General features: G+C 70.5%; 10 protein-coding genes. All 10 read left to right on the top strand.

Features of this window, described 5'->3' with window-relative positions:
* Positions 1-4 precede the first annotated feature (4 nt).
* The 10 genes from BCF44_RS16075 to BCF44_RS16030 all read left to right on the top strand — a co-directional run bounded on the left by BCF44_RS16075 (position 5) and on the right by BCF44_RS16030 (position 12,736).
* Positions 5-274, top strand: a complete 270-nt coding sequence (locus BCF44_RS16075) for an acyl carrier protein (protein ID WP_116175100.1) — start codon at positions 5-7, stop codon at positions 272-274.
* A gap of 73 nt (positions 275-347) precedes the next feature.
* On the top strand, positions 348-578 hold the full coding sequence (locus BCF44_RS16070; RefSeq protein ID WP_116175099.1) for an acyl carrier protein: 231 nt from the start codon (positions 348-350) through the stop codon (positions 576-578).
* Positions 575-1,690: a beta-ketoacyl-[acyl-carrier-protein] synthase family protein gene (locus BCF44_RS16065; RefSeq protein ID WP_116175098.1), complete on the top strand. Its 1,116-nt coding sequence runs from the start codon at positions 575-577 to the stop codon at positions 1,688-1,690. The genes BCF44_RS16070 and BCF44_RS16065 overlap by 4 nt, the downstream gene beginning before the upstream one ends.
* Positions 1,687-2,184, top strand: a complete 498-nt coding sequence (locus BCF44_RS16060; protein WP_116175097.1) for a hypothetical protein — start codon at positions 1,687-1,689, stop codon at positions 2,182-2,184. The genes BCF44_RS16065 and BCF44_RS16060 overlap by 4 nt, the downstream gene beginning before the upstream one ends.
* Positions 2,181-3,836, top strand: a complete 1,656-nt coding sequence (locus BCF44_RS16055) for a class I adenylate-forming enzyme family protein (protein WP_116175096.1) — start codon at positions 2,181-2,183, stop codon at positions 3,834-3,836. Before BCF44_RS16060 ends, BCF44_RS16055 begins: the two co-directional genes overlap by 4 nt.
* 14 nt (positions 3,837-3,850) lie before the next feature.
* Positions 3,851-4,324, top strand: a complete 474-nt coding sequence (locus BCF44_RS16050) for a hypothetical protein (protein ID WP_116175095.1) — start codon at positions 3,851-3,853, stop codon at positions 4,322-4,324.
* Between the two features lie 4 nt (positions 4,325-4,328).
* Entirely contained in the window at positions 4,329-5,255 is a 927-nt protein-coding gene (locus BCF44_RS16045; RefSeq protein ID WP_116175094.1) for an NAD-dependent epimerase/dehydratase family protein, read from the top strand.
* Entirely contained in the window at positions 5,252-7,123 is a 1,872-nt protein-coding gene (locus BCF44_RS16040) for an FAD/NAD(P)-binding protein (protein WP_211353044.1), read from the top strand. Before BCF44_RS16045 ends, BCF44_RS16040 begins: the two co-directional genes overlap by 4 nt.
* On the top strand, positions 7,120-8,460 hold the full coding sequence (locus BCF44_RS16035) for a class-II fumarase/aspartase family protein (RefSeq protein WP_246015129.1): 1,341 nt from the start codon (positions 7,120-7,122) through the stop codon (positions 8,458-8,460). The genes BCF44_RS16040 and BCF44_RS16035 overlap by 4 nt, the downstream gene beginning before the upstream one ends.
* 250 nt (positions 8,461-8,710) lie before the next feature.
* Positions 8,711-12,736, top strand: a complete 4,026-nt coding sequence (locus BCF44_RS16030; RefSeq protein ID WP_116175093.1) for a carboxypeptidase regulatory-like domain-containing protein — start codon at positions 8,711-8,713, stop codon at positions 12,734-12,736.
* The last annotated feature ends 23 nt before the right edge of the window (positions 12,737-12,759 follow it).

The following is a 12,759-nucleotide window of genomic DNA, read 5'->3' as shown; positions in this document are numbered from 1 at the left end:
ACCCATGACCGCGTCCACCACCGACGTGCGCGAGTTCGTGCTGAGCACGCTGGCCGGCGAGATGAACGTGCCGATTGACCGGGCGAAGGTCGGCGACGACAGCCCGATCGGCACCGGCGGCATCGACCTGGAGTCGCTCAGCCTGGTCGAGCTCACACTGCGGATGGAGCGCGAGTTCGGGGTGAAGATCCCCGACTCCGACATCGAGGCGCTCGGCGCGATGACGCTGGGACAGCTGGCCGCCGACATCGTGCGCCGCAAGGCCGTCCAGTGACCGAGCTTGCGAGGGCGCCATTGGGCACAGAGGCCTGGGTCGCAGACCTGCCGAGCGCCAGCGAGGGGGGACTGTGACTGAGAAGGATGTCCGGGAGCTGTTGGCCGACCAGCGCATCTTTCCGGACCTGCCGGCCGATCTGCCGTCCGATGCCGAGCTGGTGATCGACTCGATGGCGCTGGTGTGGCTGCTGCACCAGGCCAAGGCCCGGTTCGGGGTCGACGCCGACCCGGAGGACTCGGACCTGGACGAGTTCACGTCCATCGCGCGGATCACGTCGTACTTGAACTCGGTCCGGACATGACCGGCGGGGTCGTCGTCACCGGGTACGGCGTGTTCACGGCGTTCGGCTGGGGCGAGAAGGCGTTGCGAGACGGGGTGTTCACCGGCACACAGGTGTTCGCGCCGTCCCGGCGCTTCGATCCCGCGCCGTTCCGTACGCCGATGACCGCCGCCGCGGCCGGCGACCCCGAGCTGGTCGAGGTGCTGGTCGGCTGCGCCGACGACGCCGTCGACATGGCCGGACTGGCCGCCGTCCAGGCCGCTGTGTTGCTGGGGTCGGCCGGGGACTGGAAGGCGGTGACGCGTTTCTCGCGGGGCCAGCCGTATCGGCCGGGTGAGTCGATCCCCGGGGTGCTCGCCGGAGTCCTCGGCGACCGGCTGGGGCTTCGCGGGCCGCGGCTGGCGTTCACCAACGCCTGCGTGGCCTCGGCGACCGCGCTGATCCACGGCTGGCGGCTGATCGCCGCCGGTCGCCAGGACGTTGCCCTGTGCGCGGGGGCGTACCTGGTCGAGGAGGAGAACATGGCTAAGTTCGACTCCGGCCGGGCGCTCGCGCGCGACGGCGTGATCCGGCCGTTTTCCTCCGGTCGTAGCGGTTTGTTGCTCGGCGACGGCGTCGCCGCGATCGTGCTGGAATCCGAGGAGCACGCGTCGCGCCGCGGCGCTCAGGTACTGGCCCGGATGACCGGCTTCGGCGTGGCATCGGACGCCTACCACATCGCCAAGCCGCACCCCGAGGGGCGGGGCATCACTTCGGCCGTGCGGCAGGCATTGCGTCGAGCAGGTGTGTCCGATGTGGACTACGTCAACGCACACGGCACCGGGACCCCGTTGAACGACGGTGCCGAGACGAATGGCCTGCGGGCGGCGTTGGGCGGCGATACCCCCGTGAGCTCGACGAAGAGCACGACCGGCCACATGCTGGAAGCCGCCGGGGCGGTGGAGTTCGTGGTGTCGCTGCTGGCCTTGCAGGACGGGGTGTTGCCGCCGACCGCTGGGTATCTCACGCCGGATCCGGCCTGTGACCTGGACTATGTGACGGAGGGCCCGCGGCGGACCGCGCCGCGACGGGTGCTGTCGCTGAACGCGGCCTTCGGCGGCATGAACACGGCGATCCTCTTGGAGAAGCCATGATCACCGTCGCGCGGACCGAATGTGTCGAGGCCGAGCCGGTTCCCGGCTTCATCGAATCCGCCTTCAACCCTCTGGCCTACCGCGCCGCCGCGGACTGCCTGCGCGGCCGGGAGTTCGACGGCTCCCGGCTGGCGGTGATCGTCACCAGCCTCGCCGGCGACTCGACCACCACCGGCCTGGCCAGCCGGCTGCTCGTCGGCGGCCAGGTGCACAACGCGATCCTGTTCATGCAGGCCACCGCCAACGCCGTGCTGGGCTACCTCAGCCGCGAGTTCGACCTGAGCGGCCCGCTGCTCAGCGTGTCCACAGTGGATGACGATCCGCTGGACACCGCCGACCTGCTGCTCACCGACCCGGAGCTGGACGCCGTGCTGCTGCTCACCGTCGAGCTGGCCGCCGACGAGCGCATCGCGGCCGCGTACCGGCTGCTCGGCCGCACCCCACCGACCCACGACGGCGCGTCAGCGCTCCTGCTGGAAAGGGACTCGAAGTGATCTCCAAACAAGAGCGCGCGCGCATCGCTGCCGACACCGAGCTGGGCGCCGGCAACGTTCTGCACCGGATCAAGGAGTACGGGCGGCCGCTGGACGAGCCGGTGCTGTGGACCGACGGCACCTGGCAGGCTCCGGACGGCAGCTACCCCGAGGTGCTCACGCTCGGCGAGCTGTACGAGGCAGTCGAGACCTACGCCGGTTTCTACGCGAGCAAGGGGATCAAGCCGCGGGACGTGGTCGGCGTGCTCACAGCGTCCAGCACCGAGTTCGCGATCAACTTCATGGCAGTGAACTCGCTCGGCGCGATTCCGTCCTTCGCCAACGCCAAGCTGCGCCCGGAGATCGCCCGCGAGTACATCCGACGGCAGGGTGCCTCCGGCGCGATCACCGACGCCGAGCGGCATGAAACCCTCAGTGGTGAGTTGGGTTTCGTCGTCACCGCGGAGGACGTCAAGCCGGCGCACCGCGAGCAGCTGCCGGCGTCGTGGCCGTACCGGCACGACAAGACCGACCCGATCATCATCTCCCACTCGTCCGGCACCACCGGCATGCCCAAGGCGGTGCCCCACACCCATGAGACGCTGCTCTACGCGCAGCTGCACCGGCTCAAGCTGTCCGTCGGCGGCTCGATGGGCCGGCTACTGGTGGCGCTGCCCGGCAACCACAACGCCGCCATGTCGGTGATGATGTTCGGGCTGCTGCTGGGCTCGCCGGTGATGCTGCTGTCCAGCCAGCGCGGCGAGGACGTGCTCGACGCGGTGCAGGAGTTCAAGCCCACCACCGTCTTCGGCTTCTCCGGCACCTACGCGCAGATGGCCACCGCAGATCTGTCCAAGTGGGACACCTCCAGCATAGAGGCGTACTACAACACCGGCGACGCCGCCCACGAGGCGCACATCAGGGTGCTGGTGGGCCTGGGCAGCCACGAGGAGGTCGGCCCCGACCTCAAGCCCCGGCGGGTGCCGGGCTCGGTGTTCACCGACGGCCTCGGCTCGTCCGAGACGGGCTACTCGATCTTCCACAACGGACACCGGCCGGGCAGCGCCTCCTTCGGCCGCTGCATCGGCAAGCCGATGAGCTTTGCCCAGGCCGCCGTCCTGGGTGAGGACGGGCGTCCGATGCCGGCCGGGGAAGTGGGCCGGCTCGGCGTCAAGTCCCCGACGCTGACCCCCGGATACTGGAACGACACGATCACCTGGCATCGGCTGCGCCTGGGCGGCTACTGGCTCACCGGCGACCTGGCGTACCAGGACGCCGAGGGCAACTTCTACCACCTGGACCGGGCTCCGGACGCCATCCGCACTCGTGAGGGCATCGTGTTCAGCACCCGCACGGAGGAGTTGCTGCTGGCCAACCTCCCGGAGCTCGTCGACTGCACCGTGACGGCGATCGTCGAGGACGGCGTGCGGGCCGACTGGGACGGCGACGGCGTGGGCGACGCGTACGCGCTGTTGCAGTTCGCGGGGGCCGAGGAGCCGGCCGACCTCACGGCGTGGGTCAACGATGTGTTGGCGCGGCACGGATTCCCGCCGATCACCAGGGCGCTGCGAATGGACTACACGGACGTTTCCGTCGGCGTCACCGGCAAGGTGCTCAAGCGTGTGATGCGGGAACGGGCCAGGGAGCTGGTCGCTCGCGCGGAAGGCCTGTGACGGTGGGCTCTCCGATGGAGGTGTACCGGCTGTGGTGGCTGCACGACGCCCGCTGGTACCAGGGGGTCGCCGCCCGCTACGGCCAGGACGTCGCCAACGAGATCAACGCCGAGGCGATGCGGTTCGTCGCCACGCGGGTGGGAAAGCAGGTCGCGCGGGCCCACGGCGAGCCGGTGACGGATGCCGCCACGCTGGCCAAGTTGTACGAGCGCTGCGCCGACATCATGTTCCCGAACGAGCTGCGGGACGGCGGTGTGACGGCGCTCGACGACGAGCTCCTGGAGCTCACCATGCGGCAGAACTTCGCCGTGGTGATGGTCCGGATGGCGGGCTCCCTCGACGGATACCAGTGCCCCTGCACGGAAATCCACGCCGGCTGGTCGGACGGCCTCGGCGTGACCCTGACCGAGAACAGGGCGACCGGATGCCTGCGGCACGGGGATCCCGAGTGCCGCCTGCTGATGCGGATCGCCGAACGGAGAGGCTGAGGACATGCGGGTGCTGCTGGCCGGCGCGACGGGGGTAATCGGGCGGGAACTGCTTCCCCTGCTGCGGCGGGAGAAGCATCACGTGACGGCGCTGGTCCGCCGGCCCGACTCCGACCTGGAGGCGGACGCCGTGGTCGCCGCCGATCTGCTTGATGCTCCCGGGCTGACGGCCGCTGTCGCCGCGGCGAAGCCGGAAGTCGTTGTGCACCAGGTGACTGCGTTGCGGCCGGTCAGCGGCGACACTCGCTGGGAGGTCTTCGAACGAACCGCCCACGTGCGCAGGGTCGGCACCGCGAATCTCGTCGACGCGGCGCGGAAGGCCGGCGCGCGGCGGATCGTGGCGCAGAGCATCGCCTTCGCCACTACGCCCGAAGGTGGCCCGCTGCTCGACGAGAACGCGCCGCTGTACGTGGACGCGCCGGACGCCATGTGGTCCATGACGGTCCGGGCCGTCGCGGACCTGGAGGCAACGGTGCTCGGCGCCGAGGACATAGCGCCGATCGTGTTGCGGTACGGCAGTTTGTACGGCCAGTACACCCAGTACGACGCGTCCGGCGCAATAGGACAAGCCGTACGGCTCGGCCGGCTTCCCCTGGTGGGAGACGGCTGCGGACTCACGTCTTTCGTTCAAGTGCGGGACGCGGCCTTGGCGGCAGCGCTGGCCGTCGGCCACACTGCGTCCGGCGTTTTCAACATCGTGGACAACGAGCCAACGCCCGCGCACTCCTGGCTTCCCGGCTACGCCGAGCTTCTCGGCGCGCCGGAACCCAAACGGATTCCCCTGGAACTGGGGGAGCGCCTGCTCGGCTGGTACGGCGCGTACCAGCAGACCGGACAGCGCGGCGCGGACAACGCGAAGGCTCGCGCCGAGCTGGGATGGCGGCCCACGGTGTCCTGCTGGCGGGACGGAGTCTGTGAGGTGGTCCGGTGAAGATCTGTATCGTCGGGGCGGGTCCGCGCGGCACATCGGTGCTGGAGCGGATAGTCGCGAATCATTCGGGACCGGTGGACGTGCACGTCGTCGACCCGTACCCGCCCGGCGCGGGCGGCGTGTGGCGGACCACCCAGTCCGACCGCCTGCTGATGAACACCGTTGCGTCGCAAGTGAGTCTGTACACCGACGCCAGCGTGCCGATCGAGGGTCCGGTCGTGCCGGGGCCGAGCCTGTACGAGTGGGCGAAGACGATCTCCGGCTCGGAATACCCCGACTGGGTACTGGACGAGGCGTTCCGGCTGGGCCCGGACTCCTATCCCAGCCGGGCGATCTACGGCTACTACCTGGCGGGGGTGTTCAACCGGCTGGTCGCCGACTCCGGTGAGGTGTCCGTGACGGTGCACAGCGGCACCGCCGTCGCAGTGGACGACCAGCCCGACGGCCGGCAGACCGTCCGGCTCAAGAGCGGGTCCACCGTAGACGACATCGACGCCGTGGTGCTGGCGCTCGGCCACGGTCCGGTGGTTCTCACGCCCGAGGAGACCAAGCTGCGCGACTTCGCGGCCGCGCGCGGGCTGACCTACATCCCGCCGAGCAACCCCGCCGACCTGGACCTGTCCCGGATCGAGCCGGGTGAGAAGGTGGCGCTGCGCGGTCTGGGGCTGAACTTCTTCGACTACCTGGCGCTGTTCACCGAGGGCCGCGGCGGCCGCTTCGAGCGCACCGAGGACGGCCTCGTCTACCACCCGTCCGGTCAGGAACCCGTGCTGTACGCGGGATCCCGCCGCGGCATCCCGCACCACGCGCGCGGCGAGAACCAGAAGGGTCCGGTCGGCCGGCACACGCCGCTGTTCCTCACGCCGCCGGTGATCGAGCGGCTGCGCCGGTCCGGCGGGGTGCGGTTCATGCGGGACGTCTGGCCGCTGGTCGACATGGAGGTACGGGCGGTCTACTACTCGACCCTGCTCGAGGATCGCCTGAACTCGGCCCAGGTGACCGAATTCCTCGACCTGTACGTGGAAGCGCTGCGTGCCGGCGGCGACGGCGCCGAGCTGCTGACCCGGTTCGGCGTGCGGCCGGACGAGCTGTGGAACTGGGAGCGGATCGCCAAGCCGTACGGGGAGAAGGCGTTCGAGGATCGCGCCGACTACCAGCGCTGGCTGCTCGGCTATCTCCGCTCGGACGCTCGGGAAGCCCGGCGCGGCAACGTTTCGAGCCCGCTCAAGGCAGCCCTCGACACGCTTCGGGACCTGCGCAACGAGATCCGGATGATCGTCGACCACGGGGGCATCACCGGCGGCTCCTACCGCGACGAGCTCGCCCGCTGGTACACGCCGTTCAACGCCTTCCTGTCCATCGGCCCGCCGCTGCGCCGTATCGAGGAGATGACCGCGCTGCTGGAGGCCGGCGTGCTGAGCGTGCTCGGCCCGGGCGTCCGCGTGTCGCTGGGCGACACGTTCATGGTCGACGCGACGACCGTGCCGGCCCCGCCGATCGCGGTGACCACGCTGATCGAGGCGCGGATCCCGGACGTCGACCTGCACCGCAGCGCCAACCCGCTGCTGCGGTATCTGAAGGCGACCGGGCAGTGCCGCTCGTTCCAGATTCCCGACGAGGGCACGGAGTCGTTCGAGAGCGGCGGGGTGGCGGTCACCGCGCGGCCGTACCGGGTGATCGACGCCTCGAACCAGCCGCATCCCGCTCGCTTCGCCTACGGCGTGCCCACCGAGTACGTTCACTGGGTGACCGCCGCCGGGATCCGGCCCGGCGTCGGCTCGGTGACGCTGGAGGACTCGGACGCGATCGCCCGCGCCGCGCTGTCCGTGCCGGCGGCATCGGCGAGGGAGGTAGGGAGGCCGGCGTGACCGGTAGGGATGCTGGGCTGCTGGCCCCGACGTGGGCCGGCACGCCCGTCGCCGGCGAGACCGACGACGAGGCGTGGCTGCGGGCGATGGTCGACGTCGAGGCGGCGCTTGCCCGTGCGCAGGCGCGCCTCGGCGTGGTGCCGGACGGCGCCGCCAAGGCGATCTCCGCCGTGTCCGCCGACCAGTTGGACGTCGTCGAGTTGGCGGTCGCCTCGCGGGGGGCCGCCAACCCGGTGGTGGCGTTCGTGCCGGCACTGATGAAGCTGGTGCCGGCCGACGTCGCCGAGTACGTGCATCGCGGCTCCACCAGTCAGGACATTCTGGACAGCGCCACGATGCTGGTGGTGCAACGGGTTCGTGCCCTGCTGCTGGCGGATCTCCGGCGGTGCGCGGACGCGCTGGCCTCGATGGCCGTGGCCCACCGGACGACACTGATCGCCGGGCGGACGCTGACCCAGCACGCCGTGCCCACCGCGTTCGGGCTCAAGGCCGCCGGCTGGCTTTCGCTCGTGCTGGACTCGATCGAGCGGCTGGAGTCCCTGGTGCTGCCGGCCGAACTGGCCGGCGCGGCCGGAACCCTCGCCGCGTACGTGGAATACGGGCGGCTTGCCGGCGTCGACGCCGGCGAGCCGCTGATCGCGCCGTTCGCCGAGGAGCTCGGGCTCGCCGAGCCCGTCGCCGCATGGCACACCCTCCGCACGCCCATCCTCGACGTCGGCAACGCCCTCCAACTCGTTGCCGGCGCCCTGGGCAAGATCGCCATCGACGTGCAGGTGTTGTCCCGCACCGAGATCGGCGAGGTGGCCGAGCCCGCCGCCGAGGGCCGGGGCGCGTCGTCGGCCATGCCGCAGAAGCGCAATCCCGTGCTGGCCACCATGATCGTCACCGCCGCGCGTCAGGTGCCCGCGCAGGTTTCCGTGCTGGCGGCCAGCATGGTCGCCGAGGACGAGCGTCCCGGCGGCGCCTGGCACGCCGAGTGGCAGCCGCTGCGGGAAGCCCTGCGTCTCGTCGGCGGGGCCACCCACACCGCCGCGGAGTTGTTGGCAGGACTGGAAGTCTTCCCCGAGCGGATGGCCGCCAACCTGGCACTGTCCGATGGCAGCATCGTCAGCGAGCGGTTGAACGTCGCGCTGGCCCCCGTGCTGGGCAAGGCCGTAGCCAAGAAGCTCCTCGGCGAGGCCACGCGCGAGGCGTCGGCGTCCGGGAAGTCCCTCCGTGACGTCCTCGCCGGCAAGATCGACACCGCCCTGCCCCTCGACGACCTCCTCGACCCCGCCCAGTACATCGGCGACGCCCCGGCCCTGGTCGACCGGATCCTGCGCCGCTACCGGGCCTGACCTCATGCAGGGAAGGACGCCTTACCCTCGTTGAACGCGGGTAAGGCGTCCTTCCCTGCGTTGGGGGAGCCGTCGAGACGCGAGTGGGTCACGTCCTCGGGACGAGCTCGGTGCGGTGTAACCCGTTCGGCCCCTTTTTCTGTCAAGTATCAAAAAATTGCGGGGCGCGGTCCGGTTCTTGTCCGGTTTTCCGGGACCGCGCGGTGCGAAGATCGAATTCGTTGGCCGCCACGCCAGCGAAAGGACACGCATGCCCGCATTACGAACCCTGCTCGCGGTCATGGCGACCGTCGCTGCGGCGCTCACGCCCGTGGCGACGGCGTCGGCTGCCCCTGCGCCGCCGACACAGCATCCCGCCGAGCACGTATGCCCGCAGACGCCCAAACCCGGCGAAGTCACCTGCTTCGCGTTGCAGCGCAGCGATGTGCACGGCGCGGCCGGTGTGCACGCGGACGCGGCCCCGGCCGGCTATGGCCCGAGCGACCTGGACAGCGCTTACAACCTGCCGTCAGCGACCGCGGGCGACGGCCAGACCGTGGCCATCGTCGACGCCTACGACTATCCGACCGCCGAGGCGGAGTTGGCGGTCTACCGCCAGCAGTACGGCCTGCCGGCCTGCACCACGGCCAACGGCTGCTTCCGACGCGTGGACCAGCGCGGCGGCACGCAGTACCCGGGGCCGAACACCGGTTGGCAGCGCGAAGAGGCGCTGGACCTGGACATGGTGTCGGCGACCTGCCCGAGGTGCCACATCGTGCTTGTGGAGGCCGACGACCCGACCGTGGCGAACATGGGCGCGGCGGTGAACGAGGCGGTGGCGCTGGGCGCGAAGTTCGTCTCCAACAGCTACGGCGCCGGTGAGGACCCGTCGGAGCTCCAGATCGACAGCGCCTACTACGACCACCCGGGCGTCGTCATGACGGTCAGCGCCGGTGACTACGGCTACGGCTCGGAGTTCCCGGCCTCGTCGCCGCACGTCACGGCGGTCGGCGGCACCACGTTGCAGCGCGACGGCGGCACCCGCGGCTGGACCGAGTCGGTGTGGCCGGGCAGCGGCAGCGGGTGCTCGGCGTACGAGCCGAAGCCGGCAGTGCAGAAGGACTCCGGCTGCGCCAACCGGACCGTCGCCGACGTCTCGGCCGTCGCCGACCTGAACACGCCGGTCGCGGTGTACGTGCAGGGCGGCTGGGTGGTCATGGGCGGCACCAGCGTGTCCTCGCCTATCGTCGCCGGCATCTACGCGCTGGCCGGCACCCCGCCGGCCGGCTCGTACCCGAACACGTTCCCGTACAAGGATCCCGGCGCGCTGAACGACGTGACCGCCGGCAGCAACGGGAAGTGCACGCCGGCGTACCTGTGCACCGGCGGCCCCGGCTACGACGGCCCGACCGGTCTCGGCACGCCCAACGGCACCGCGGCGTTCACGGCGGGCCCGACCGGTGCGGTCACCGGCACGGTCAGCGACAACACCGGCAAGGCGCTGGCCGGCGCGGTGGTCAAGGTCGGTGACCTGGCCGCGAACGCCGACGCCGCCGGGCACTTCACGCTGGACGTGCCCGCCGGGGCGTATGACGCCACGGCCAGCAAGTTCGGCTACACGGATGCGTCCGTGCGCGGGGTCGTGGTCGGCGACGGCCAGACCGTGACGGAGAACTTCACCCTGGCGGTCATCCCGACGACCACGATTTCCGGTCTGGTGCGGGACGGTTCCGGCCACGGCTGGCCGCTGGCGGCGCAGGTGCAGGTCGCCGGCCAGCCGACGACCGCCGTGCACACCGACCCGATCACCGGCCGATACGTGCTGACGGTGCCGCAGGGCGCCACCTATTCCGTGCAGGTCGACCCGTCGTATCCGGGTTATCTTCAGGACTCGCAACAGGTTCCGGTCGGCAAGGCGGCCGTCGGCCACGACGTGGCGATCAAGGTCGACCCGGTGACCTGCGGGGCTCCCGGCTACGGCGACAAGTTCAGCGGCGCCACGCAGTCGTTCGACGGGGCATCGACGCCGGACGGTTGGACCGTGCAGAACAACGTGCCCGGCAGCCGAGCGTGGGAGTTCGACAACCCGGGCGGCCGCAGCAACAACACCGGCGGCAGCGGCAACTTCGCCGTCGCCGAGAGCAACCTGGACTCCGGCAACCAGGACACCACGCTCACCAGCCCGGTGTACGACCTCAGCGCGGCGACCGATCCGACGCTGACCTTCGGCACGGACTTCGAGGCGTACGGCGACTCGATGAACGCTTCCGCCGAGTACACAGTGGACGGCGGTGCGACCTGGACGCCGGTGTGGCGGCACAACTCCCAGGGCGCGACGGGCAAGCAGGTGCTGCCGCTGCCGGTGGCGGTCGGGAAGTCGGCCGTGCAGGTGCGATTCCACTACGTGGAGCAGACTTTCGGCTTCTGGTGGGAGGTCGACGACGTCTTCGTCGGCGACCACACCTGCACCGTCACGCCGGGCGGCCTGGTCACCGGGCACGTCACCGACAAGGTCGCCAACGTGCCGCTCGCCGGTGCCTCGGTGACCAGCGCCGGCGGACACGCCGCGACGGCCGCCGACGGCTCGTACTGGTACTTCTCCACCCAGACCGGAACCCAGCCGGTCAGTGGTGCGGCGACGAACTACGTCACCGCGACGAAGTCCGCCACGATCACGCCGGACGGCGCGACGCCGCTGGACTTCGCACTTGACTCGGCACGGCTCACCGTGAGTCCGACGACGATCAGCAAGAGCGTTGCCTGGCAGGGGAATGCGACCGCCACGGTCAAGGTGACCAACACCGGCAGCGCGCCGGCGGACGTGCGCCTCGACCCGCGGCCGGGCGGCTACACGCCGGCGGCGCAGGTCTCAGCGCCGTTGCAGAAGATCAAGGGCGACTTCAGCACCGGTCCGTTGCTGGGCAAGGTGAAAACGGCACCAGCCGACAGCCTCGAACCGGCCGCCGCCTGGCAGACGGTCGCCGACTACCCGACGAAGATCATGGACAACGCCGCCGTGACGGTGAACGGCAAGGTGTACTCGTTCACCGGCCTCAACGGCACCGACCTCACCGCCAAGAACTACGTCTACGACCCGGGAACCCAGGCCTGGTCGCCGATTGCGGACCTCAGGGAGCCCAGGGAGAATCCGTTCGCGGTCGCCATCGGCACGAAGGTGTACCTCGCCGGCGGCTGGGGTGTGTCCGGACCGCCCAACGGTGACCTGGAGATCTACGACACCGCCGCCAACGCGTGGAGCACCGGCGCGCCGATGCCCAAGGCGTACTCGGCGATGGGGTCCGCGGTGGTCGGCGGCAAGATCTACGTCATCGGCGGCTGTCTCCAGGATTCCTGCGGCGTAACGGATGTGCAGGTGTACGACCCGGCCACGAACGCCTGGTCGGCCGGGCCGTCGCTGCCGACCCCGTTGAGCTGGACCAGCTGCGGCACCATCGCCGGCAAGCTGTACTGCGCCGGCGGCGCGAGCGGCCTGAACCAGGTCGGTATCGGCTACGGGCTCGACCCGGCGGGCGGTGTCTGGTCGCCGATCGCCAGCCTGCCGGTGTCGGTGTTCGCGGCGTCCAGCACCGTCGCGAATGGACAGTTGGTGGTGTCGGGCGGCATCCAGGACGGCAGCCTCACCAACGCCGGCTACGCCTACGACCCGTCGACCAACAACTGGGGCCCGTTGCCCAACGCCAACGCCACGCTGTTCCGCGGCGGCAGCGCCTGCGGGTTCTACCGGATCGGCGGCTCGGCCGGCGGCTTCAGCCCGACCACGCAGGACCAGTTGCTGCCCGGCTACGACCAGTGCGGCGAGTACGTGTCCATCCCGTGGATGACCGTCACCCCGACGAATGCGGTGACGATCGCGCCCGGCAAGTCGGCCACCTTCACCGTGCAGCTGGACGCCTCCGCGTTGCAGCAGCCCGGCGCCTACACGGCGACGCTCCAGGTCGGCGCGGTCGAGCCGCACCCGGTCGCGCCGATTCCTGTGACGTTCACGGTGAAACCGCCCTCGACCTGGGGCAAGATCACCGGCACGGTGACCGGGCTGGCGTGCAAGGGCGGGTCGGCGCCGATTCCCGGTGCCACCGTGCAGATCGACACCTGGACGGCGTCGTACACGCTCAAGACCGACGCCGCCGGCAACTACGTGCTGTGGCTGGACTACCGGAACAACCCGCTGACGCTGATCGTCGCGCGGGACGGCTGGCAGCCGCAGACCCGTCAGGTGAAGATCGCCAAGGGCACGTCGGTGACGGCCGACTTCGCGCTGAAACCGGATTCCTGCTGAGTAAGGATCGGGCCGGGGCTGGG

This window comes from Kutzneria buriramensis, assembly GCF_003387475.1.
GTDB lineage: Bacteria > Actinomycetota > Actinomycetes > Mycobacteriales > Pseudonocardiaceae > Kutzneria > Kutzneria buriramensis.
Note: the sequence above shows the minus strand (reverse complement) of the source record. Positions and strands in the feature narration are given on the sequence as shown.

Bases quoted from the DNA above. Each gene is read 5' to 3' on its own strand.
- BCF44_RS16075 (WP_116175100.1), top strand. From the start codon at position 5: ATGACCGCGTCCACCACCGACGTGCGCGAGTTCGTGCTGAGCACGCTG.
- BCF44_RS16065 (WP_116175098.1), top strand. From the start codon at position 575: ATGACCGGCGGGGTCGTCGTCACCGGGTACGGCGTGTTCACGGCGTTC.
- BCF44_RS16060 (WP_116175097.1), top strand. From the start codon at position 1,687: ATGATCACCGTCGCGCGGACCGAATGTGTCGAGGCCGAGCCGGTTCCC.
- BCF44_RS16050 (WP_116175095.1), top strand. From the start codon at position 3,851: ATGGAGGTGTACCGGCTGTGGTGGCTGCACGACGCCCGCTGGTACCAG.
- BCF44_RS16045 (WP_116175094.1), top strand. From the start codon at position 4,329: ATGCGGGTGCTGCTGGCCGGCGCGACGGGGGTAATCGGGCGGGAACTG.
- BCF44_RS16030 (WP_116175093.1), top strand. From the start codon at position 8,711: ATGCCCGCATTACGAACCCTGCTCGCGGTCATGGCGACCGTCGCTGCG.